20 protein-coding genes are annotated in these 22,964 nt (G+C 53.1%); 5 read left to right on the top strand and 15 right to left on the bottom strand.

Annotation, left to right across the window (positions count from 1 at the left end; translation table 11 throughout):
- Positions 1-115: 115 nt before the first annotated feature.
- Complete coding sequence (aldA, locus tag MKX51_RS14680; RefSeq protein WP_340992890.1) at positions 116-1,561, bottom strand: aldehyde dehydrogenase; 1,446 nt, start codon at positions 1,559-1,561, stop codon at positions 116-118.
- A gap of 191 nt (positions 1,562-1,752) precedes the next feature.
- On the opposite strand from aldA, the gene MKX51_RS14675 reads away from it, so the two are divergent.
- Genes MKX51_RS14675 through MKX51_RS14665 form a run of 3 tightly spaced genes read left to right on the top strand, consistent with a single transcriptional unit; the run spans position 1,753 to position 4,581 of the window.
- Positions 1,753-2,490: a (Fe-S)-binding protein gene (locus MKX51_RS14675; protein WP_340992889.1), complete on the top strand. Its 738-nt coding sequence runs from the start codon at positions 1,753-1,755 to the stop codon at positions 2,488-2,490.
- Positions 2,487-3,911, top strand: coding sequence for a LutB/LldF family L-lactate oxidation iron-sulfur protein (locus MKX51_RS14670; RefSeq protein WP_340992888.1), 1,425 nt, complete (start codon positions 2,487-2,489; stop codon positions 3,909-3,911). The genes MKX51_RS14675 and MKX51_RS14670 overlap by 4 nt, the downstream gene beginning before the upstream one ends.
- A gap of 1 nt (position 3,912) precedes the next feature.
- Entirely contained in the window at positions 3,913-4,581 is a 669-nt protein-coding gene (locus MKX51_RS14665; RefSeq protein WP_340992887.1) for a LutC/YkgG family protein, read from the top strand.
- Positions 4,582-4,619: 38 nt separating this feature from the next.
- Here MKX51_RS14665 and MKX51_RS14660 read toward each other — a convergent pair whose 3' ends face one another.
- The 3 genes from MKX51_RS14660 to MKX51_RS14650 are packed head-to-tail and all read right to left on the bottom strand — an operon-like array spanning position 4,620 to position 6,841.
- Positions 4,620-5,240, bottom strand: a complete 621-nt coding sequence (locus MKX51_RS14660) for a sugar O-acetyltransferase (protein ID WP_340992886.1) — start codon at positions 5,238-5,240, stop codon at positions 4,620-4,622.
- Between the two features lie 19 nt (positions 5,241-5,259).
- Positions 5,260-5,946 (bottom strand): bacillithiol biosynthesis deacetylase BshB2, encoded by a 687-nt coding sequence (bshB2, locus tag MKX51_RS14655; protein WP_340992885.1) that lies wholly within the window; start codon positions 5,944-5,946, stop codon positions 5,260-5,262.
- Positions 5,947-5,968: 22 nt separating this feature from the next.
- Positions 5,969-6,841 carry a LysR family transcriptional regulator gene (locus MKX51_RS14650; protein ID WP_340992884.1) on the bottom strand — a complete coding sequence of 291 codons (873 nt, stop codon included), beginning with the start codon at positions 6,839-6,841 and terminating at the stop codon, positions 5,969-5,971.
- A gap of 111 nt (positions 6,842-6,952) precedes the next feature.
- Here MKX51_RS14650 and MKX51_RS14645 point away from each other — a divergent pair, with 111 nt between their 5' ends.
- Entirely contained in the window at positions 6,953-8,350 is a 1,398-nt protein-coding gene (locus MKX51_RS14645) for an MFS transporter (RefSeq protein ID WP_340992883.1), read from the top strand.
- A gap of 149 nt (positions 8,351-8,499) precedes the next feature.
- On the opposite strand, the gene MKX51_RS14640 is transcribed toward MKX51_RS14645, so the two are convergent.
- From MKX51_RS14640 to MKX51_RS14605, 8 genes are all read right to left on the bottom strand, one after another.
- Complete coding sequence (locus MKX51_RS14640) at positions 8,500-8,808, bottom strand: hypothetical protein (protein WP_340992882.1); 309 nt, start codon at positions 8,806-8,808, stop codon at positions 8,500-8,502.
- Positions 8,809-9,074: 266 nt separating this feature from the next.
- Entirely contained in the window at positions 9,075-9,617 is a 543-nt protein-coding gene (locus MKX51_RS14635) for a GNAT family N-acetyltransferase (RefSeq protein ID WP_340992881.1), read from the bottom strand.
- A gap of 42 nt (positions 9,618-9,659) precedes the next feature.
- Positions 9,660-10,376, bottom strand: a complete 717-nt coding sequence (bshB2, locus tag MKX51_RS14630; RefSeq protein ID WP_340992880.1) for a bacillithiol biosynthesis deacetylase BshB2 — start codon at positions 10,374-10,376, stop codon at positions 9,660-9,662.
- A 23-nt stretch (positions 10,377-10,399) separates the two neighbouring features.
- Positions 10,400-10,744, bottom strand: coding sequence for a YojF family protein (locus MKX51_RS14625; RefSeq protein WP_340992879.1), 345 nt, complete (start codon positions 10,742-10,744; stop codon positions 10,400-10,402).
- A gap of 188 nt (positions 10,745-10,932) precedes the next feature.
- Positions 10,933-12,006, bottom strand: coding sequence for a hypothetical protein (locus MKX51_RS14620; RefSeq protein ID WP_340992878.1), 1,074 nt, complete (start codon positions 12,004-12,006; stop codon positions 10,933-10,935).
- A gap of 98 nt (positions 12,007-12,104) precedes the next feature.
- A complete protein-coding gene (locus tag MKX51_RS14615) occupies positions 12,105-13,529 on the bottom strand; it encodes a sensor histidine kinase (RefSeq protein WP_340992877.1) in 1,425 nt (474 codons plus the stop codon).
- Positions 13,507-14,214, bottom strand: a complete 708-nt coding sequence (locus MKX51_RS14610) for a response regulator transcription factor (protein ID WP_340940828.1) — start codon at positions 14,212-14,214, stop codon at positions 13,507-13,509. The genes MKX51_RS14615 and MKX51_RS14610 overlap by 23 nt, the downstream gene beginning before the upstream one ends.
- 396 nt (positions 14,215-14,610) lie before the next feature.
- A complete protein-coding gene (locus MKX51_RS14605) occupies positions 14,611-15,405 on the bottom strand; it encodes an SDR family oxidoreductase (protein WP_340992876.1) in 795 nt (264 codons plus the stop codon).
- 156 nt (positions 15,406-15,561) lie between these two features.
- On the opposite strand from MKX51_RS14605, the gene MKX51_RS14600 reads away from it, so the two are divergent.
- A complete protein-coding gene (locus tag MKX51_RS14600) occupies positions 15,562-16,446 on the top strand; it encodes a LysR family transcriptional regulator (RefSeq protein WP_340992875.1) in 885 nt (294 codons plus the stop codon).
- Positions 16,447-16,699: 253 nt separating this feature from the next.
- Here the strand turns inward: MKX51_RS14600 and MKX51_RS14595 are convergent, their stop codons facing one another.
- From MKX51_RS14595 to MKX51_RS14585, 3 genes are read right to left on the bottom strand one after another with little or no spacing between them, the layout of a single operon-like run.
- Positions 16,700-19,510 carry a glycoside hydrolase family 2 TIM barrel-domain containing protein gene (locus MKX51_RS14595; RefSeq protein WP_340992874.1) on the bottom strand — a complete coding sequence of 937 codons (2,811 nt, stop codon included), beginning with the start codon at positions 19,508-19,510 and terminating at the stop codon, positions 16,700-16,702.
- A gap of 11 nt (positions 19,511-19,521) precedes the next feature.
- A complete protein-coding gene (locus MKX51_RS14590) occupies positions 19,522-21,123 on the bottom strand; it encodes a response regulator (protein WP_340992873.1) in 1,602 nt (533 codons plus the stop codon).
- A gap of 1 nt (position 21,124) precedes the next feature.
- Complete coding sequence (locus MKX51_RS14585; RefSeq protein ID WP_340992872.1) at positions 21,125-22,912, bottom strand: sensor histidine kinase; 1,788 nt, start codon at positions 22,910-22,912, stop codon at positions 21,125-21,127.
- Positions 22,913-22,964: the final 52 nt, after the last annotated feature.

Genomic DNA, 22,964 nt, shown 5'->3' with positions numbered 1-22,964 from the left:
TCGTTTGTGAATCTGCTCAATTGCGGACAAACCTATAACTTCTTACCTTCACACAAAAAAATGCTCCCAAACTGCATGGGAGCATTTCTCTTATATGCGTTAATTATGAAGTCACTCAGTTAACCGACTTATCATACTGCAGGTAGACGACATGCGTCTGGAGGTACTCGTTCAAGCCGTGCTTGCCGTCAGCGCCGCCGATGCCCGATTTTCTCCAGCCTGCATGGAAGCCCTGCATCGCTTCGAAATTCTCGCGGTTGATGTACGTCTCCCCGTATTTCAGCCGCTTGATGACTTTCATGGCAACATTCAGATTCTGCGTATATAGCGATGAGGTTAAGCCGAACTCACTGTCATTCGCGAGGGCAATCGCCTCATCCAGGGTAGAGAATGAAATGACGGGGATGACCGGACCGAAAATCTCATCCTGCACAATCTCCATCTCATTCGTAGCATCTGTGATCACTGTCGGCTCGAAGAAGCTGCCGGTTCCTTCTACCTTTTTACCGCCCAGGGCAATCTTGGCTCCTTCCTGAACGGCCCGGTCCACCTTCTGCTGTACCGAATCCTGCGCGGCCTTGTTGATGAGCGGTCCCATCTGGATGTCCGTGTCCTTAAGCGGGTCTCCGTACTTCACGGCCTTCATCGCTTCAACCAGCCGAGTGGTGAACTCCTCCTTGATATCTTCATGGACATAGACACGCTCCGCACAGTTGCAGACCTGGCCTGTATTAATGACCCGGGAAGCCACAATCGCCTGAACAGCCAGCTCCAGGTCGGCATCTTTCATGACGATAGCAGGCGCTTTGCCGCCCAGCTCCAAGCTGACCTTGATGATATTCTCAGCCGCCGCCTCCATAACCTTCTGCCCTGCCGGTACGCTGCCTGTAAGACTAACCATGCCTACCTTGGCATTACTGGACAGCTCGTTGCCCACTTCCGCACCTCTGCCAGTAATAAGGTTGAATACCCCCTTAGGCAATCCGGCCTGATCCACGATCCGGCTGAACGCCATGGCATTGTTTGGAGATTCCGCGCTGGGCTTCACGACAATCGTGTTGCCGGTGATGAGCGCCGGGGCCATTTTCCTCGCGATCAGGAAGAACGGGAAGTTCCAGGGCAGAATGCCCGTGGTAACGCCAATCGCTCTTTTGAATACAAAAATATGCTCATTATCACGGTCGCTCTGTACGATCTCCCCCTCATAACGCCGTGCCCACTCCGCCATATAATCCAAATAATCCGCAGTGAAATGAACCTCTACGGTGGATAATTCCAGGGTCTTGCCGACTTCCTCCGAGATCAGCCTGGCGATGCTGTCCGCCTCTGCCCGAATGCCGTCAGCAATCGCATGCAAATACTTGCCGCGCTCTACCGCCGGAGTCTCCTCCCACGCTGCCTGGGCCTGCTCCGCTGCATCAATGGCACGTATAACATCATTTCTGGTTGCCTTAGGAACCTGTGAGATGACTTCATCGGTTGCCGGATTGGTCACTTCCATCCACTCTTTGCCTTCGGATTCCGTAAATTGGCCGTTGATATACATCAAATGCTTGGTCACTGTTCATCCCCCTCAAGGTAGATTATCCCATTGTAGATTATTCCATTTCTCCAATTACCCACCCATAGTGTAAACGCTATCAATATTTATTGTCAATAAGTTTCACATTTTTTATTTGTTTTTGTGTTGTTTTTCATTGACTTGTTGAGTTAAGCTGTGAGTATAAGTTTTCATTGATGGGAGGGATGGGAGTGCGAGTCAGTATTTTTTCCACTTGTCTGGTAGATCTTATGGCTCCGAACGCCGGTATTGCCATGGTGGAGGTGCTAGAGCGGCTCGGGTGCGAGATTGATTACCCCGCTTCACAGGTCTGCTGCGGCCAGCCTACGTACAACAGCGGTTACTTGCAGGAATCTAAGCTTGCTATGCAGAACATGATGCTGGCCTTCGAGGCTTCGGATTATGTTGTAGGTCCGTCCGGTTCCTGCATCGCTATGTTTCATGAATATCCGAAGATCTTCAGCGGTGACCCGGACTGGGAATTGAAAGCGGTTGCGCTAAAAGAAAAATCGTATGAACTCACCCAGTTCATTGTAAAAGTGCTGGGTGTCACTGATGTCGGTGCCACGCTCGAAGGTACGGCCACCTACCACCGCTCCTGCCATATGACGAGGCTGCTGGGTGAGAAGGAGACTCCCTTCCAGCTGCTGGAGCAGGTGAAGGGACTGAAGCTTGAGCCGCTTAAGAACAGCGACAACTGCTGCGGATTCGGCGGAACTTTTGCAGTGAAGATGCCTGAAATCTCCGGGCAGATGGCCGAAGAGAAATGCGGCTGTGTGCTGGATACCGGAGCGGATATCCTGATCAGTGCAGATATGGGCTGCCTGATGAACATCGGCGGGCGTCTGTCCCGCAAGGGTGAGCCGGTACGGGTGATGCATATTGCAGAGGTGCTGAACCAGCATACGCAAAGGGGGGAACTGACTTGAGCCTGCAAACGGATTCACGTAACTTCAGCGAGCGGACCTCGGAGGGCCTTGGGGATTCCTTCATGCGCAGTGCCGTGGGGGCGGCACAGGACAGCCTTAAGACTAGGCGGCTGACCGCGGCTACCGCATTAGGAGATTGGGAGAAGTGGCGGTCGGCCGGCCAGCTTATCCGTCAGCATACGCTGGCGAATCTGGATTTTTATCTGGAGCAGCTTGCGGATAATATTGAGCGGCAAGGCGGACATATCTATTTTGCCGCAACCAAGGAAGAGGCCAGCAGTTATATACGGGATGTTATTGTACGCAAGCAGGCGACGCGAATCGTCAAATCCAAGTCCATGGTTACTGAGGAGATTGAACTGAACCGTGTGCTGCTTGAAGCCGGTTGCGAGCTGATTGAGACCGATCTGGGAGAGTACATTCTGCAAATGGATGACTGGGACCCTCCCTCCCATATCGTAGCCCCTGCACTGCATAAAGACCGGGAGCAGATCAGACGCGTCTTCGCAGAGAAGCTCGGATATACCGGCGACGAGACGCCGGAGAAGCTGGCCGGTTTCGCCCGCACCATCCTGCGCCAGAAGTTCCTGGATGCGGAGGTCGGGATTACGGGCTGTAATTTCGCCATCGCCAATCTGGGCGCAATTAATCTCGTCACGAATGAAGGGAACGGAGATCTCACCGCTGCGATCCCCAAGACGCATATCGCAGTTATGGGCATGGAGCGCATTGTACCCACACTTGAAGAAATGGAGATTCTGGATAATCTGCTCTGCCGCAGTGCTGTCGGCCAGAAGCTGACCAGCTATATCACCGTCATGGGACCGTCAGCGGCGGGTGAGACCGACGGGCCGGAGGAATTCCATCTGGTGGTCGTTGATAACGGCCGTTCCGATATTCTGGGAAGTGAGTTTAACGAGGCCTTGCAATGTATCCGCTGCGGTGCCTGCCTGAATGTCTGTCCGGTCTACCGCCATATCGGCGGCCATGCTTACGGTTCCATCTATCCGGGTCCAATTGGGGCAGTCATAACCCCGCTGCTTGGCGGTTATGACGATTATAAGGAGCTGCCGTATGCCTCCAGCCTCTGCGGGGCGTGTACCGATGTCTGCCCAGTAAAAATCCCGCTGCATGAGCAGCTCATTATGCACCGTCAGAACATAGTGAAGCAGAAGAGAACCGGCGCTGCTGACCGATTCCAGATGAAGGCAGCCGCCAAGCTGCTCTCCTCCCCTGCCCTGTTCGGCAAAACCCTCAGACTAGCTCATTCCGCCAGCCGGATCATGAGCAAGCACGGACGTATTGTACGGGGGACGGCAATTATTCAGGGGTGGATTCATTCGCGCGACCTGAAGCAGCCCGTCAAGCCGCAGGACAGCTTCCGGGTGTGGCTGGAGAAGCGCAAAGGAGGGGCAGAGTAATATGAATACGAATAAGGAGGCTTTTCTGAATACCATTGCCGCCAAGCTGGGCCGGGCACGGAAGTCAGAGGTTCAGCGTCCGGCGATCCAGGAGTTCATTCCCGATAGCTACGGCCCGCTTACCCAGGAAGACCTTGTCGAGATGCTTAAGGAGCAATGCTTCTTCATCCACACTCAGGTGATTGAGACGACGCGGGAGCTGCTGCAGAGAACGTTAGATGATCTGTTAGAGGCAAATGGCGGCGGGAATGTGATGACTTCCGGTGATCCCCGGTTCAGGGAGTACGGGCTGGCATTCCCGGATGCTGCCGTATGGGAGGAAGCGGCGGGACGGGCGGAGAATATCAGGCGTGCTGAATCGGCGAATACAGCCATTGTCTTCGCCGACTGCGCACTTGCGGAATCTGGAACGGTTGTGGTGGAGAGCCGCCCCGATCAGGGACGGTCGCTCCATTTCCTCCCCGCCCATTATATTGCGGTGATTGAACGTGAGAAGCTGGTGCTTCGCTCCACGGATGCCGCCGCAGTGTTTAACCGTAGAATTCAGGCGGGAGAACCGGTGGGTTCATCGATTAATTTCATCTCCGGTCCCTCCAATTCCGCAGATATTGAAATGAAGCTGGTGGTCGGGGTGCATGGACCGCTGAGGGCTACTTATGTGCTTATTTAGAACGAATTCTGTCCCTTAAGGACGGTATAGCAGCGATTCTACACGTAGTCCGTGACGTCAAACTCTCTATCCTTGTAATAATATTTCCGGTCCTCCTCCGTGATCTCACGGACAATTCTGCACGGGCTGCCTACGGCGATCACATTATCGGGGATATCCTTGGTCACCACACTGCCTGCCCCGATGACTACGTTGTTCCCGATGGTTACACCCGGATTCACAATGACATTCCCGCCGATCCACACATTGTTGCCGATGGTGATGGCAATCCCGTATTCATAGCCTGAATTCCGGGAATCGGGATGGATGGGATGGCCCGCTGTGTAAAGCGATACATTCGGAGCGAACATGACATTCTCGCCGATGACCACCTTGCCTACATCGAGAATCGTACAGTTGAAATTGGCATAGAAATTATTCCCTACAGTGATATTCGATCCATAATCGCAGCGGAAGGGAGTCTCAATATGCACAAGCTCCCCCGTCTTGCCCAAAAGCCTGCGGATCAGCCCGTCCCTCTCCTCATGAGCATCTGGAGAAAGTGAATTGAGCTGGTGAACCAGCAGCCTGGCGGCTGTCCGCTCTTCGGTTAATCCGTCCAGCCACGCTTTATAGGGTAATCCTGCAAGCATTCTATCTTTTTGATTCGTAAGATTCATAAGGTATTCCCGCTTTCTCTTAGTGTTGTGTGTTCATGGGGTAGGTCCAGAAGGCTTCCTGCCCGAAGCGGAGCTGAATATCCTCCGCCGTCAGCTCCTGGTTACCGACCAGCTCCGCCGCCTGATATTGGGAACGGTGTGCCTGGATAGAGGCCATCTTCTTGTCCAGGTATGCGGTGACATCGACATGCACATCCGGGAGACCGATGTGCTCCTCATGGCCGATGGCGAAGGCGACGCAGTGAACAACCGGCCGCTCCGCAGGCGGCAGCTGCCGGACCGCGCGAATGACAGCAGCTCCGGTAGCATCGTGGTCAGGATGCACACTGTAGCCGGGATAGAACGTGATCACGAGGGACGGAGTCAGCTCGCGGAGTAAGGACAGCATCGTATCCTCCAGCAGGCGCGGGTCGTCGAACTCAATCATTTTATCATGGAAGCCCAGCATCCTTAAGTCCTGTATCCCAATAGCTTGGCAGGAAGCACGAAGCTCCTCCCTGCGGATCTCTGGCAGCGTAACCCGGTTCGCGAACGGAGGAATCCCCATATTACGCCCCATCTCCCCCAGCGTCAGGCAGGCATAGGTCACTTCGGCGCCTCGCTCTATATACTGTGCCAGTGTGCCTGCGGCAGCAAAGGCTTCATCGTCAGGATGCGGGAACACCACCAGTATGCGTGAATGTTCTGTAAGCTGTGTACGGTTCATAGGTTCATTCCTCCCGGTGACATTATAGCGTAGCGAAATACTCGGTAACAACCTCACGGAAAATCAGGCCCGCCTGTGAAATATAGCGGTCCTTATGCCATAACAAGGCGATTTCCCTGACCAGCCCGTGGTCCTCCAGCGGAATCAGACGGATATGATCGTGCGTATTCCTCGCCGTACCCGGTATGAAGGCCAGGCCGATCCCGGCTTCCACCAAATCAATTAAGCGGGCCGGTTCGTCTCCCTCATACACATAGCGTGGCATGAAGCCTGAAGCTTGGCAGACGGAATCCACCAGATCACGAATCCCGTAGCCTTGTTTGACACCGACAAACCGCTCATTCTTAAGCTCTATCAAGGCGAGGCTCTTGTGGTTTGCCAGAGGGTGAGCGGCTGGAACGGCAAGGTAAATGTGATCGTTACAGACCACCTGACATTCAATATCCTTCCCTCTTACCGGAGGAGAGGACAAGCAGAAATCAACTTCTCCTCTCTGTAGAAGAGTAATCATCTCCTGCATAGACAGCATTTGCACGTGAAAATGGATGTCCGGCTGCTTGAGGCGAAACGCCCGGAGGATAGCGGGCAATGTACTTGCGGTGGTTACCGCTAACTCAAGGGTGCCGGACTCCAGGCTGAACAGGTCCTTAAGCTCCTGCTTCCCCTGCTCCAATTCAAACAGCGCCTTCTCTGCACGCTGAAGAAATCTGCGTCCCGGCTCGTTTAACCGCAGCTTCCTCCCGCTCCGGTCGAACAATGAAACTCCGAGATCCTCCTCCAGCCGTTGAATGGTCTTGCTCAGGGAGGATTGGGTAACATGCAGCTTGTGTGCGGCCTCGGTCATATGCTCCAGGCGGGCAACCGCGATAAAATACTGCAATTGAAGAAGCTCCATATCCCGCCTCCATTCATTCCTTCAAGTCTATGAAATCATAACATGAAATGCGTTGGAGTAAATAACTCTTATCCTGTACGATAACTGTACAGTACTTGAGGGGGAATAACAATGAATGCACGCAGCTGGTGGTTAATGATATCCGTTGGGCTGGGAATGATGCTTAACCCGCTTAACTCTTCGATGGTGGCTGTGGCGATTCCCAGGCTGCAGCAAGCATTCAAGCTTGAGTTCACCGTTGTCTCCTGGATTATTTTTTCATTCTATATTGGCAGCGCTATTGCTCAGCCTGTCATGGGCAGAGCCAGCGACATCTTCGGCCGCAGGAGGATTTTCCTGGCCGGACTGGTGATCGTCTTTGCAGCCTCCCTGCTCGCGCCTTGGTCTGCGGGCTTCGGGGGACTCATCGTTCTGCGGATTGTCCAAGCCATTGGAACCAGTATGGTAGTCGCGGTCGGGATGGCGATCATCCGGGTGAATATTACAGACAAGCAGGCTTCCGCTCTGTCCGTGCTGTCCATGTTTACATCGGGAGCGGCAGCGGCAGGACCGTTCATCGGCGGGGTCTTGATCCATGTGTGGGGCTGGTCTTCCATCTTCTACATCAACCTGCCGTTCGTAACGGCGAGCTTCCTGTTAGCCTGGAGGACCATCCCGCAAGACAAGCCGTCCACAGCCGCATTACCCAAGCCGTCCCTGCGGCAATGGATGAACCGGATAGATGTGCCAGGCATTCTGCTGTTCGCCACGGGGCTGGTGGCTGTGCTTGCGCAATTGCTGTCCGCCAAGTCCTCCGGTCATGTCTCCCTATTCAATGTTATCATCGGCCTGTCCGGGCTCATCCTGCTTGCGGTCTTCGTAAGACATGAGTTAAGAGCAGCGATGCCCTTCATTCCTCTGCGTACCTTCGCCAGGTATCCGGGGCTGATCCGGGTCAATATTGAATTTATGCTGGTTAATCTGTTATTCTATTCCGTCTTCTTCGGTCTTCCTTCTTATTTGCAGCTCGTTCGTCAGGTCAGTGAATTCCACACGGGGCTACTGATGTTAAGCCTGGGTCTATGCTCGCTCGCCGTGTCTCCAATCGCCGGAAGATGGATCAACGCCTCAGGTCCCCGGCCTGCTCAGGCAGTCTCGGCCATCCTCATGACCGTCGGGGCGGTGTGGATCGTGATGCTGAATCCGGCATCGCCTGTAATGGGTATTATTCTGGCCCTGGCTGCCTTCGGAATCAGCAACGGACTGAACAATGTCGCCATGCAAGCCGCCTTGTTCAACAACTCGCCGAAAGAGATCATCGGGGTAGCCTCCGGCTTATTCAGTACGTCCAGATACTTCGGGACGATCCTGTCCTCCCTGCTGATTGGAATCATCATGGGCGACCGGTTCAGCTTCAGCGGATTCCGCTTTCTGGGGATCGTCCTTACCGGGATTGCCCTGTGCCTGGTGTTCATGTCCCGGCGGCGATCACTAACCAAAGGCTCCCATCACAGTCTTGATGACCGCTAGGAAGCCTCTGGAAGACGGATCTGATCTGAGCTCTCATTATTACTAACGATCCCCACCTGCAATCCGGTAAACGGTCCATTCTCCATAAAGCGGGTCAGCAGAGTGTGAAGCTCTCATATTCTGTTCTGATATGTATTCATTCTGGTTCCCTACCCCTCCACCACATCGGCCCGCAGGTCCGTGGCAATCTCAAGAATCACAGGCACAATCGCCTCCATGGACAAGGCCACGTACAGATCGCCCATATACAGCCGGAACGGGTACTCCGCGCCCTCATGACTCCACATGAAAAAATCCCCCTCGATCGACATCGCACTCTCCGCACCCTGTACAGTGTAGACCTGTGAATAGCTGAAGCCGGATTTATCGGCAAAGTATTGCTTGCATTCCTCTAGGGTTAGCGCCTGCTCTGCATTCTCTTCCTGCATGGAACGGGTAATTCGTAAACGCTGGCTCATTGGTGATCCTCCACAATGTTAATATTTAAGCTAATAAATTGAACTATTGATTTTCAGGTTTTAGGATTAGCCGTGACTCCAGAGAAGTTTTGGACCTCCGGCCGCTGTTGTCTGCAGATTTCTTAATTCATCCCGTTTTTAACGGTTGAAATCCGCAGACAAAGGCGGACGCTACCGCTCCTCCAGTTCCAAAATTCCCCTCCGCCACTTTTCCTTTAACTTAATTTTTTTGTTCAATCTATATAATAATCCGTGTGTTAACTCCGTTAACTAATATCGGCCGGGTTGATAATCGCGAGAATCTGATGGTCCTTCCACACCCCGCAGATCTTCACGTTCAGCCGGGCAATGCCTTCCTTGTGGAAGCCTGCATGCTCCAGCACACGGATGGAGCCGGGATTATCCGGTGAGGCTTCCCCCGTAATCCGGTGGAATTTCAGCTCCTCGAAGGCATAGCGCACGACCTGCTGCACCGCCTCCGTCATATAGCCTTTACCATTATAATCCTTGTCCAGGCTGTACCCGATCATACAGCTCTGCAGCGGTCCCCGCACCACAAAAGACAGACTGACACTGCCGATGATCCGCCGGTCTGCCTTGTGAATGACCAGGAAGTCGTAGCGCTCGTCCGCTGCCCGATCCTCTTCATATTGTGCAATCCGCTCGCGCTGATACTCTACGGTATAGAATTCCTCACCAATGTCAGGCGAATGCTCTTCAAAAAATTTACGGTTACGCAAATACATCTCCGTCAGTTCTGCGGCATCTCCCGCCTCGGGGAACCGGATGTATACCCGTTGTTCTGTCATCTGAATATCTCCAATCCGCTCAATAGTATACATTATAATTGTTCACTTACAGCACAATGCCGCTTCCTCCGGCTGTTCCTTGCATTCCGGGAACGGATAGGTCCAGAAGCGTTCCGTACCGTACTTGCCGCAGATTGCCGGATCGGCGGGTTTAAGGCCGCCAAGCACTTTATCTGCCTGGAACTGGGTGCGGTGCGCCAGAATGGAGTTGATTTTGACAGTGATAAAAGGCGTGACATCGATGACTACATCGGCTGCTCCAATCCGCTGCTGATGATTATTCGAGAAAGCCACACTATGTACAACCGGACGTTCCGCTGCGGGCAGCCGGGCAATGGTACGGATCACCGCAGCACCGGTGGCATCATGATCCGGGTGCACGCTATATCCGGCGTAGAACGTAATAACCAGCGACGGCGCAAGCTCCTTCACGAGCGATGCAATCCGCTGATCCAGAAGCGCCGGGTCTTCGAACTCAATCATTTTGTCATGGAAGCCCAGCATCCTGAGGTCTTGAATCCCAATGGCCTTACAGGAAGCTTCGAGCTCAGCTTGGCGGATGGCCGGCAGGGTCGTGCGGTTTGCAATCAGCGGAACGCCCATGTTACGGCCCATCTCTCCCAGTGTCAGGCAGGCATAGGTCACCTCTGCACCTGCTGCGATATACATCGCCAGTGTCCCGGATATGAAGTAGGCTTCATCGTCAGGATGGGGAAGTACCACCAGGATTCTTGCATGGTCCATAGATTTATTATTCATGTCTGCTTACTCCTCCAGTATCATTAAAAAGGGCTCCGGCTAAGCTGCAACGCCACAATCAGCTTGCCCTGACTGTCATGCCCGGCCAGAATTAGCCGCTCCGTATCGTGCTCATCCACATGGGTAAGTCCTTCGGCGTAAATCCAGCCTTGCTCCGTCTTCAGGCCGACCCGGTAAGGTCCTGTCCCTGAGATGGAGCCGTGGGTGTAACGGATCTCGGCATTGCTGATGAACACCGAGCCCGGAGCACGAGAGCTGTCGAAATGGCTGGCGTAAGCTCCGTTAGTAAGTTCAAGATGGATATATAGATCCTCAGAGACGAAATTGTCGATTCGAGTCTGAATGGCCTCGGGTTGAATGAGCTGCATAATGTCCTCCTAGAGTGTAAAAGAATAGCTGGTTCCAGTTCATTCATTATACATGAAATCACTGAAGCTCAAAACTGGAACAGTTACACCTGCTAACCTGTCCAAGCAACAGAAAAAGAGCCTGCATAAGGAATTCTGTGAATTCCTTGTGCAGGCCCGCTGACGGGAAGCCGCTTTTCCACGCTGAATTACAAATTAACTATAGAGAAGACCTTATCATTGATGAAATAGACATATTGGTTGCCGTACACTACATACCCGTCATAAACCTCGTCCGGGTCTCCCCAGGAGAGCAGAAGCTCTGTGATCGTCATGCCGCTGACCGCCCGCTCTTCACGGATGGCAGACCACATTTTATCGCTGATCTTGAAGGTGGTTTGCGGATTCTTGAAATATAAGATGTCTTCGACGTAATCACCATAATCACCCGCAGTTGGATCAATCTCCACCGGAATCTCCTGCCCGTTGGCCCGGCGGATGATCATCTCTAAATTCCCGTTTACAGGATTGGAGCGGAAATTGGCGATGGTTGCTTTCTCAAAGTTCTTGAACGGACTATCACTAATCTTGGCGTTCCGGGTCCACACCGTTTGTCCATTATAGTAATACTTCAGATAATCGATATTCTCACTATAATACATGGTATTGTCCACAAAATCGTTCAAGTCCAGGACCCACTCGGCTCCGGCTTCATTTTGCATCACAAAGTTCTGGTTGTTGTCATCAACGTACTGTACACTTTTCACCCAATGGCTTCCTGGGTGCCCATATAAATACACCTTTTTGCCTAGCACAATGCCCATGGTACCTGGCAGCTTGCTGATGGCGTAGAGCATACTGTTGCTCTTATTTTTGCCATCCTCTGTGCTCCAGACGAACAACGCTATGGCGCTGGAGGCATATTTGCCGTCGATCGCTCCGAGCTTCAGCAGGGTTTTGAAGGCCACGTAGTTGGTGTTCTTATACAAGATGGAGTTATCCTTGTTCAGCTTGGTACTTCCTTTGCTGCCTGTGAGCGTTACGCCAGTAGTATCTGCCGCCACAGTGAAACCGGGAATCTGCCCGGCCAGCTTAACCGGTACGTAGGCAGAGCCGTTCACAAGTACAGATTTAACTGGCGAAATAAGCAGGTTACCTTCGACAAACGTAGCAATCTCCGTGTACACCGGTGCGGCTGCGGCCGCTGCCTGTCCGGCGCCTCCCGGATAGACCAGTCCGAGCGTAAGCAGCAGAGTGGTGAGCAGTAATGCAAGTTTTTTCATAGATGTTCTAATTCCTTCCCCCGATGTAAGTTAGGTGTCCCGGCAAGGTGCCGGAATCTTCCAGATCAGTACATTCGACAAGAAGTTAATTATTTCCTCTATTTCGGGATACGGATCACAAACACCGTCAGCTCCCCTTCCCTGCTCTCCAGCAGCAGCGTGCCCTCCATCTTCTCCACATTCTTCTTGGCGATGGACAAGCCCAGTCCGGTTCCTCCGCTGGCCGTAGTCCGCGCTTCATCTCCCCGCACAAAGGGGTCAAAGATTGTAGACCACAGCTCCCTCGGAATGCCGACTCCATTGTCCGCAATTTCGATCCTGATCTGCGTGTCCTCGGGAATCACAGATACCCGGATGCGCGTCCCTTCGGGATTGTAGGCCAGCGCATTGCCGATCAGGTTGTTGATGACACTGGCGAACAGCTCGGGATCATAACGGGCATAGACCTCTTCTTCGGGCACCTGCAGGTGAAGCTCGAAGTCTTTTTGCTCAATCTCGCCGTAGGTGTCAGCAATAATCTCCCGCAGATGGTCGCCCAGTTCAAGGCGCTCTATGCGCAGGATGAAATCGGGTGAGTCCAGCTTAAGCAGATCCAGCATATGCGTAATGAGCTTGGTGACCTGCACGGACTTGGTGTAGATGTAATTCAAATATTTCGTCTGCCGCTCCGGGTCGGTCACGCGTCCTTCGATAAGGGCCTGCGCATACCCCTGGATGCTGGTAATCGGGGTCTTCAGGTCATGCGACAGATCGACCATCAGCCGCTGCTTGCTTTTCTCAGCCAGGCGCTTCTCCTCGGTGGTCTTCTCGATCACATCAGCCATATAGTTGAAGCTGTGGCCAATCCGCAGGAACTCCGTCTCCGCATAGAGGGCGATCCGGGTGTTGTAATGCCCTTCCATCATACGGTTCAAGCCTAGATTCAGCACCCGCAGCGGCTTCTTGATCCGTCTGGAGACCCAATAGCTGTAGACAAAAATCAGCAGCAGAATCAACCCGCTGACCAGGAATACATAAAAGAACACCGAATGATTCAGATAGGAGACCAGAAACTCGTTGTTAATGGAGATATTAATTACATCGCGGGGAATCTTAAGCAACATCCAGGCTGCCCCGCTGTCTTGCTCCGTAACACTCGTGATGGAATAGTAAAAGGGCTGGTCGCTGCGGTTCTCCAGTCCCAGATACAGCATGTCCTCTTCATAAGCTTGAATATCATCCTGCTTCTCACCAATGACCTGAATCACCCGCTTGCCGGAATCCAGCAGCTCCAGCCAGCCTCCGCTCTTCAGCAGACGCTCACTCTCCGGCCCCTGGCCCAGCTCCTCCCGGTACGTCCCGGCCTCCACGGACAGATTGGGATCTGGCGTCATCCGGTCCCGGATGACTTGGGCGATATCCTTTTGTACGAACAGGTAGACCACTAACACCAGCATCAGCAGCATGCAGTTGAACAGCAGGAAGTCGATGGTCAGCGACGTCTGCAGCGGGCGGTTATCTCTACTTTTCCACGGGTGCTTCAATTTTGTACCCCAATCCCCTGATCGTCTTCAGGTATTCCGGTCTCTTGGAATCTCGTTCGATCTTGTCGCGGATGTTGCTGATGTGCACCATAATGCTGTTGTCCTCGTAGACGTAGAAATCTTCCCAGACAGTCTCATATATCTTCTTGCGTGTAAACACACGGCCCGGCTGCTGCATCAGCAGCTCCAGGATTTTGTATTCGGTAGAAGTCAGAGCGACGGCCTCCCCGGCCACCTCAACCTGACAGGTGCTCCGGTCCAGTGTCAGCCTGCCGAGCACGATCTGCTCATTCGGCTTCTCCTCCTCCGCTGCCTTGGCATCGAACTGATGTACCCGCCGCAGCATGGCCCCGGCACGCGCCACAATCTCCAATGGATTAAAAGGCTTAGCGATGTAATCATCCGCACCAAGCTCCAGACCCAGGATTTTGTCATGATACTGGCTCTTGGCGGACAGGAACAGTACAGGGAAATGCTCGTGCTCCCGAATCCGCTTCAGCAGCTGCAGCCCGTCCATCCCCGGCATCATAATATCCAGTATCGCCAGGTCAATCTTGTTATTCTGCATCAGCTTCAAGGCTTCGATTCCGTTCTCTGCCGTCAAAATGTTATATTCCTTCTCCAGATACAGCTGCAGAAGCTCAACAATCTCCGATTCGTCATCGGCTATGAGAATGGTATACATGGTGAATCCCCCTCTATCTTGTCATGCAAGCCGCGCTCTTTGTAACTATAGCCTGCCATTCTTAATCCAGTCTAAACCAAATCTAAAGAAAAGATAAAGAATTATTACAACTTAAAGCTTGGTCGTCGCTGCGGTGAACATTTGGACTTCCGGCCGCTGTTGTGTTTGGATTTCCTGAATATAACCGCTTCTCGCGGTAGAAATCCAAACACAAAGGCGGTCGCATTCGCTCCTCCAGTTCCAAATTTCCCCTCCGCTTCTTTTTGCTTTTCGTAAAAAACAATAACCGAACAATACAAAAAGAACAGCTGTACAGCCAATAAATGGCTGAACCGACTGTTCTATTAGGGAGAGGATCACTTAAGCAACAATTATCGGTGAGGGTTACGCTTCACCTTACACCGTAGGTACGGTTCCCCCGTCAATCACGTACTCGGCACCCGTGATGGAGGCTGCGCGGTCGGAAGCGAGGAAGGCCACCAGCTCGCCCACCTCCTCAGGGAAGCCGGGGCGTCCGATGGGTATGCCGCCCAGAGCGTCCATTACCGACTGCAGCGCACTTTCCACACTGCCTGTCACCTCCGCAATATTATTCAAGAAGGCTTCGGCTGCTGTAGTTTGAATGAAGCCCGGGGCTACGCGGTTTACCCGGATACCCTGGGGAGAGAACTCCTTAGACAGGCTTTTGCTGTAATTGCTTAACGCAGCTTTGGCGGCTGCATAGGGGATGGTCGATTCGATCAGCGGCAGCACTCTTTGAATCGAAGAGATATGGATAATTACACCCTTGCCCTGCTTCAGCATCAGAGGAATCAGCCCCCGGTCCAGCCGGACGGCTGCCAGCAGGTTCAAGTTCAGCGCATCCATCCAGTGTTCATCGCTTGCGGCCAGGAATCCTCCGGCAGGGGTAGCGCTGCCTCCGATGTTATTCACTACAATATCGATGCTGCCGAAACGTTCGTTGACTGCCGTAATTACTTTCTCCACGCCTTCTTGCTTGGACAGATCTGCCTGGACGAACCATCCCGAATCTGCCAAATCTTCCGGGACGGTGCGGGCGGTTGTCATCACGGTAGCTCCAGCCGCCTTGAATCTGTTTACGATCGCTTCCCCCATTCCCTTGGTACCGCCTGTGACCAGAATTTTTTTACCTTCGTATTCTGTCATTGGGTTTGCATAAGCTATAGTCATTGCTGCAGCCTCATTTCATTTGAAATTCCTCAGTCCAGCTGGAAGTTCCAGCCGCTCAAGGTATATATGTATCTTAAGCTTGATTAAATTGTGCGTCTAATTTATTATTTTCATTAAATTCATTAGTAATATTAATATATAAAGGAGGCTGTCTGCATGGAGCTTACACAATTGGAGTACTTTCTGACCGTAGCCCGGCTTGAGCATATGACCTCTGCGTCCAAAGCGTTGCGAATTACGCAGCCTGCCCTGAGCCATGCGATTTCCAAACTGGAGAGTGAGCTGGGGGTTCCTTTATTCGAGCGTAAGGGGCGCAATGTCCAGCTCAACCGCTATGGGGTTATGTTCAGTTCACGAGTCGAAGAAGCGCTGCGCAATATCGGGAATGGAGTGCGGGAGATTGAGGAGTCGTCCAATGCGGAGAGTGGAACCGTTCATCTGTCTTATCTGAATATTCTTGGCGTGGACCTGATTCCATCGCTTATCAGAGATTATCAGTTAGACCATCCGAAGGTGCAGTTTGATCTGTATCAGGGGAATCACGGAGATATCGACGAAGCGCTGGATAACGGGACCTCGGATATGCTGATTACGTCCAGAGAGACTACGGCGGAGAATAAGGAATGGGTGGTGATTCGCAGATTACCAATTTATATTGTGGTCTCCAGTTCCCACCGGTTCGCCTCGCGTTCCTCGCTGAGTCTGTTCGAGCTGTCGGGTGAGCCGTTTGTAGGACTGAAGACAAATTGCGGACTCAAGCACACCATCACCTCCCTCTTCCAAAATACTAATTTCGAGCTGGCCTCTACCTATTATGCTGAGGATCTGATTACTGTGGCAGGGTTCATCAAAGCCGGACTCGGCGTCTCTGTGCTTCCGCAGACGCTGGGATTGATGCTTGACGGTCTGGTCTGGATTCCCATCCAGGAACCGGGCTGGGAATGGGAGGTGGGCCTGCAATGGCGCCGGGACCATTATCTGTCCCCCGCAGCCAGAAGATTCATGGAGTATATTCGGGAGACTGCACCTAAATTGAAGTAGCTGATTGTATTTTCTGCAATAGAAAACGCATAGCTGACCGTAAATTGAGATTCTATTGTATTTCATACAGTAGAATGTTGGGTTTTGGGCGAAAAAGGGCCTTTTTTACAGCATTCCATTGTACAAAATGCAGTTACTATCGTTCCGGCCTACAATTTATTGCGCGAAGCCTATGGATTCTGGCGAAATATCTAAAATAAAGAGCCGCCCCAAGCCACCGCTTCACGGTAGGGGGCAGCTCTATTAGGTCATTTTAACGAATCAAAGTCTGAAGCTCTTCAACCGTTGCCTGGTACTGTGGCTGGAAATCAGCAGAATTCATATAATTCGCTATGCTGGTCAGGAATTGTCTGCCTTCAGGGGTTCCGCTCACCTTAGCGGCATCCAGTGCACACAGCAGCAAGTTACCGTTGCCCACCCGGCACTCCGTGAGGAAACTTAGCTTATGATTACGCTCGAAATTATCGATCGTCTGCACGATGGGATTCCAGCTGCGGTCCGCCTCGTCCATGATAAGCGATTTGGAATGCTCAACGATGGTCCACCACGGATAGGTGGAATGGACTTCACTCGGGAAATCGCGCAGTACCGGATGCCGGTTATCGATCAACAGGCCCATCGTACCAATTGGAACCGGCCGGTTCATGCTCTCCGAGATCGAGCGGAACATCGGGTAGCACCAGAAATCCGTACAATAGTAGCCTTCGATTCCGTTCTGAACCGATTCCGGCTCCGGCATCAGCAGCACGTTACCGCCTTGCTCCAGCAGGGAGACTCCCTCCTCAGACAGCTCTGTGAACACATGGATGCCTTCAACTTCAAGCGGGTTATCACTCTGCTCAGGATATATCCACAAGTCGTAGCTCTTACGGATATCCGTTCCTTGGACCCGGAGCGCAAGCTCCGCACGGCTCATCCGGTCAACCGCCGGAAGCTCAACCGCCAGATCGCATATGTCAATGTAATGGGTTCCGGCAGGAATAAAGGCTCCGGCTGAGCCCGTTGTCCGAGCTCCCCCTTCTACCGCAAGCTCCCAGTGCAGCTCGATGGTTTCCGGCATGCCGCTGCGGAAGCAGCTCAGCTCCACATGGGCCTCGAAGGTCTCTCCAGCGCCGTAGTTATACTTGGGGAATCTTGCCAGCAGCACGGCATCATTACAGAAGGTCCGCCACTCTTCCGGGCTAATTAGCCCCTTGGAATCCATGAAGGCATCCAGAACACCTACGAGTGCTGTACCCTGGCCGCTAAAGTCCTGGAGATCCAGAAGCTGGAACCCCGCAAGCCGGCGGGAACGGAAGGCAGCCTCTAGTTCTTCCTTGTAACAAGCGACAGCGAGCTGTCCCGAGCTTCTGAAATAGGCATCGGCCAGATGGCCAAGCCCCTTACTCTCCAGCCGTTCTCGGAAGAGGATGAAATTCTCCGCTTTGAGCGGGCCTGTATATTTCTCAAACTCCGCGAAATTAGGAAACGTAGCATATTGTCCAATCTCATGCGAAACCACGGGTACCCGGGGAATCCATTCACCGGATTCACCGCCAGCCTGCACGGTCTTGGCTTCGGTACCGTACTGGATCTGAATTTCACCGCCTGTTGCCGCAGCCTCACCCTCTCCATTCAGGAAATCCGGCGGAACAATCTGGTCGTCATAATCCTTCATTGTACTTGGCAGCGAGGTCTGGACATGGCCGAGCGGAGCATCGCACATCGCATAGGAGCCTCTGAACAGCCGGTCGCGCGTGAAGCGCACACCGCTGAAGAAATCGTCATGCTCCAGCACCTCCGGCACCCATTGATGGTTATTGGAGCCTTGGGTGTATAACGGCCGGTCATCGAATGCCTTGTAGTCCTTCAGGAATGAGTCAATCCGCTCCTTGCTGCCCCATAACTCATTGCCTAGCGACATCATGACGAAGGAAGGATGATTGCCGAACTCCCGCAGGATGGCATATCCTTCGCTGATCAGATAGTCCTGCTCCGCCTGATTATGCCCTTCATCTGTCTCTACTGTAATCGTGCCCCAGAACGGCAGCTCCGGCTGCATATAGATTCCGAGCAGATCCGCAGCGGTGAACGCAGCTTCCGGCGGGCAGCAGGTGTGGAAGCGGTAATGATTGATCCCATAAGACTTGGAGATCCCCAGAATTCGTACCCATTCCTCCACATCGGTCGGAGCATAACCAGTGAGTGGGAAGATCAGGCCGTCATGCTTGCCGCGCAGGAAGGTCTGCTCGCCGTTAATGGTGAACTTATCGCCTTCGGCCCGGAATGACTTGAGCCCAAAGATCACCTCCTGCCGGTCAACGGGAATTCCATCGCTGCCCTTGAGCACAAGGCTGACGGTATACAGATTGGGAGCGAATTCACTCCACAGCAGCGCCTCGGGACCAAGAACATAATCTATAGTGAACGGACCCGGTGCGATGACATATTCCTCTTCCTCTACGGAATGTGTTGTCTCACTATTGAAGCTATTGGCAGATACCGCGAGTGTGGCACCTTGCATGCTCTCCAGCGTTGCCGAGATCCGCACCGAACGTGCAGACAGATCAGACTTCAGCCGGATGCTGCTAATCCGGGCTTCCCCATAGAACTGCAGCTCCATCCGGCCGGTAATCCCGTTCCAGTTGGTCTGGGTGTCCGGCGAGGTCATATGCCCGCCTTTGGTCGGATAGCCGGTGTTGTTCACCCGGATCGTAAGCGTATGACTCCCGGGCTGCAGCTCCGGCAGCTCATATACATGCGCAGTGTTCAAGCTGTCACGGCTGCCGATCTCATCGCCGTCCACCCAGAGGGTGGTTAACCGGGTGCGTTCCAGATATAAGCAGCAGCACTTACCCGCCAGCTCTTCTGGAATCACAACCTCTCTGGAGTACCAGACCGGTCCTTCGAACAGATATTCATCCGTTAGTGCACCTGCGAGAATTTCGTTGTTCTTCGGCCCTTTACGGGCATGGGACGTAGTTCCCGGCAGCATGATTGCATCGGTAAAAGGTAATACCAGTCCCTTACCCTTCTCTTCCAGCTGCAGCTTCCATTCGCCTTCAAGGCTGATCTTTGACAGCACAATTATCACTCCTAATAATGGTAATCTCTATACTCTTGCGGGGTGGTACCGGTGGTCTTCTTGAAGAGGAAGGTGAAATAGGCCGCCGTCTGAAAACCTACCTGCTCCGCCACTTCGTAGACCTTAATGCCAGGATCGCGGAGCAGCTCCTTGGCCTTATTCATCCGCGTTTCCTGGACATATTCGGAGATCGTCTGGCCGGTTTCTTTTTTGAACAGCACACTTAAATAACTTGAATTCAGATGATACAGCTCAGCCAGCTGCTTCACCGTCAGATTCTCCTGCAGATGATCGGCCAGATGCTGCCGGACCTGCCGGATCAGATGATGCTGCTGTGCAGTCTGCTCCTTCTGCTTATGCTGTGTATAATAGACGAGATATTCCAGAACGGTCTTCCGCACTTCCTCCACTCCAGTGCAGTCAATTAAGCGCTGCCACATCAGAATGTTCGTTTCGGTATCCGTATCCTGATTCCGCTTAAGCTTGCGTGCCAGCTCGCTGAGCAGTCCCATGCCGAACGCCTGCACGTAAGAGAAGGAGATAGGCTCTCCGGCCAGCATCATCTCAAAAGCATGGCTTGCATAAGCCGACGCCTTGCTATTCTCCCCAAGCTCCAGCAGCCTGACGATCTCCGGAATATACTCCTCACGCAGCCGGAAGTCTTGGTATTCGTTCATCAGATGCCGGTCACAATAGACAATCTGCCCGTATCCGGCCAGCCGTGCATCAGCAATCATATGCCGCACCTCTTTATACAGGAGCGGAATTTCCGTCCAGCCGCAGGCCTCTCTGCTGACCCCGACCGTAACGGAAGCATCATATTGCTCCTGAAGCACTTCCTGAATGAACCTTAACTGCTTCTCCAGCCTGGCCCGCACCTGCGGAACCGCTTCCAGCACCAGCACCGCAGTCTCGCCTGCTCCCGCTTTCCCGATATAAGCGCCGGAGAACCCGTCCAGCCCAAGCTTCACCGCATTCTGCAATGCTTCACCCAGCAGAATCTGCTCCTTGGCATCATGGCTATGATGCAGGTACAGACTGTCACAGTCGAACAGGAACAATGTCGCCTGCCACTCGCCTGCCGGAAGATCCAGCAGACGCCGCCATGAATCCAGCAGCTCATCACTGTGAATCCAGCCTCCGGTCAGATCTTTAATGAAGCGCTCCAACAGCACTTCCCGGCTCTCTGTAACCTTCTCTCTGAGCAGGGCTGTTTCCTGCTCCAGCCGTTGTTTCTTCTCAGCTGCTGCCCGGAGAGCCTCCAGCTTCTGTTCCAGCTCCTGCGTCTTGACCGGCTTCAGCACATAGGCCTTAGCCCCAAGCTGAATCGCCTCCTGCACAAATTCAAATTCATCGAAGCCGCTGATGATTACCGTCTGCATGGACTGCTGCGGATAATCAGCCTGGATTCTGGCGAGCAGCTCGATTCCGGTCATCCCGGGCATCGCCACATCGGTAATGAGCACATCCACCTTGTTCTCCTGCAATACCGCGAGCGCTTCCATCCCGGAACGGGCGGTCAGCGGCGGCCTGTAGCCAAGCGCCTCCCAGCGGACATGCTTGAGCAGACCTTGAATCTGCATAGGCTCATCGTCAACAATCAATGCACGCATGTTACCCCTCCTTCCTCTTCAGCTCGGGACGTTCTATGCAGACCGGAATGTGGATGGTTACCGCCGTCCATTCGTCTTCTACGCTGTCGATTTCAAGGCGGCCTTGGGTGCCGAAATATAGCGCCAGACGGTCCCTGATATTGTTCATGCCGAACCCGTTCCTGCTGCCCCTGTAGGTACCGGCGCGTATCTCTTCGAGCTTCTCCCGGCCAATCCCCTGCCCGTTATCAAACACCTGGATGCGCACCTCATCCCCTCTGCGTTCAGCCGTAATCTGAATAAAGGCATGCTCCCTGGCCGTAATGACGCCATGCAGATAACAGTTCTCTACAATCGGCTGGAGGATCAGCTTGATGGTATAGAGATTAAGGATCTCTGGTTCCACCTCCCATTCCACCGACACTTGGCCTGGGTAGCGGAGCTGCTGGATATCTATATACGCCTTCACATGCTCCAGCTCATCGCGCAGCCGGGTAACATTGACCTGATTGCCCAGTGCCAGCCGGTAAAAGGTCGTCAGTGCATCTATCGTGCGGATTTGCAGCTCGTCCTGCAGATCCAGCGCCCGCCAGCGGATCAGGCTGAGGGAATTATAGATGAAATGCGGATTAATTTGTGCCTGCAGCGCCCGGAAGGATTGCTCACGCTCCTTAAGCAGCGCTTCCGTATGCTCTTCAACCAGCTTCCCGAGCCGCCCGGACATGGAGTTAAACAGTACCTCCAGCTCCCCCAGCTCATCCTTGTCACGGTTCTTCACCTTTACTTCGAAGTATCCTTCGGATATATCTGTCATCCGGTTCCCCAGCTTGCGGATCCGCCAGATGATATTCTTCAGGACAACCATGATCAGGAAAATTGACAGCAGCAGGAAGAACGCAATTCCCGCTGCGATATAATACAGAATCCGTCTGGACTGCTCCTCCAGGCGGTCCAGATGCACGAGTGCGCCAACCCGCCAGCCGGATTTGATCTCCTGTGTAATCAGTACCGTTCCGTTGTTCGTCCGGGTTGTTCCGTCAGCGCTGCCCCAGTATTCACTTAACGAGGAGGAGGATAACGAAGTAGCAATCTCGGACGGTTCTGAGGAGGCGATGATGCGTTCACTGCCGTCGACGATATACATTTCCCCGGCGCCGTCAAAGGGATGGTCGAAGGATTCCGCGAACACGCTTTTATAATCCAGCAGCAGATAGACCAGCCCGTGTACCTCCCCGTTGCTGTCTAGGATTTTGTGGGATACGACAAGCTTGTTCCTGTCATCCTTGGCATTGGTCCATACCAGATTATCCGGAGAAGATAGCCGCTCTGCATACCAGTCTTGCTCACGCTGTCCGGACAGCATCCGCCCCTCTGGCTTCCACAATAGGCCGCCATCCTGCACCAGCGTATCATTGGTATGGTAGATGCGGAAGTTCTCGATACCCGGAAGGTATTTGCTGGTAAACAGGAAGGATCTGTCCACGTAATTGACGGTGCCAAGCTGTTCTGTGATATCCTTATAATCCCGCGTTATTCTTGAGATCAATTCACCATCTGTCGCTGTCCTAGTGGCTAGAAGGTCATAGCTCTGCTTGCGGAACTCAATGCTCTGCGCACTCTGGCGTACCGCTTCCCTGATGGTCAGAATATAATTGGCCCGGACGGTCTGCAGCATCAGGTAGCCTGCTCCCGCTGCAAGCAGGACCGTCGGAAGGAATACAATCAGGCCGTAGAACAGGACAATTTTGCCTCTCAGGTTCATGGACCGGGTCATACGAATAATTGCTTTCTCTATGCTCTGTTTGATCATATGGCCCTCCCACGAACTATAAAGGGAGCCCCCCTCACAGGTGAAGGGCGCT

Origin of the sequence: Paenibacillus sp. FSL M7-0420 (genome assembly GCF_038002345.1) — a bacterium.
Classification (GTDB): Bacteria; Bacillota; Bacilli; order Paenibacillales; family Paenibacillaceae; genus Paenibacillus_AQ.
This window is presented reverse-complemented; position numbering and strand designations above follow the sequence as displayed.

Bases quoted from the DNA above. Each gene is read 5' to 3' on its own strand.
- MKX51_RS14620 (WP_340992878.1), bottom strand. From the start codon at position 12,006: ATGAAAAAACTTGCATTACTGCTCACCACTCTGCTGCTTACGCTCGGA.
- MKX51_RS14600 (WP_340992875.1), top strand. From the start codon at position 15,562: ATGGAGCTTACACAATTGGAGTACTTTCTGACCGTAGCCCGGCTTGAG.
- MKX51_RS14645 (WP_340992883.1), top strand. From the start codon at position 6,953: ATGAATGCACGCAGCTGGTGGTTAATGATATCCGTTGGGCTGGGAATG.
- MKX51_RS14640 (WP_340992882.1), bottom strand. From the start codon at position 8,808: ATGAGCCAGCGTTTACGAATTACCCGTTCCATGCAGGAAGAGAATGCA.
- MKX51_RS14650 (WP_340992884.1), bottom strand. From the start codon at position 6,841: ATGGAGCTTCTTCAATTGCAGTATTTTATCGCGGTTGCCCGCCTGGAG.
- MKX51_RS14635 (WP_340992881.1), bottom strand. From the start codon at position 9,617: ATGACAGAACAACGGGTATACATCCGGTTCCCCGAGGCGGGAGATGCC.
- MKX51_RS14625 (WP_340992879.1), bottom strand. From the start codon at position 10,744: ATGCAGCTCATTCAACCCGAGGCCATTCAGACTCGAATCGACAATTTC.
- bshB2 (WP_340992880.1), bottom strand. From the start codon at position 10,376: ATGAATAATAAATCTATGGACCATGCAAGAATCCTGGTGGTACTTCCC.
- bshB2 (WP_340992885.1), bottom strand. From the start codon at position 5,946: ATGAACCGTACACAGCTTACAGAACATTCACGCATACTGGTGGTGTTC.
- MKX51_RS14605 (WP_340992876.1), bottom strand. From the start codon at position 15,405: ATGACTATAGCTTATGCAAACCCAATGACAGAATACGAAGGTAAAAAA.
- MKX51_RS14590 (WP_340992873.1), bottom strand. From the start codon at position 21,123: ATGCGTGCATTGATTGTTGACGATGAGCCTATGCAGATTCAAGGTCTG.
- MKX51_RS14660 (WP_340992886.1), bottom strand. From the start codon at position 5,240: ATGAATCTTACGAATCAAAAAGATAGAATGCTTGCAGGATTACCCTAT.
- MKX51_RS14610 (WP_340940828.1), bottom strand. From the start codon at position 14,214: ATGTATACCATTCTCATAGCCGATGACGAATCGGAGATTGTTGAGCTT.
- MKX51_RS14585 (WP_340992872.1), bottom strand. From the start codon at position 22,912: ATGATCAAACAGAGCATAGAGAAAGCAATTATTCGTATGACCCGGTCC.
- MKX51_RS14665 (WP_340992887.1), top strand. From the start codon at position 3,913: ATGAATACGAATAAGGAGGCTTTTCTGAATACCATTGCCGCCAAGCTG.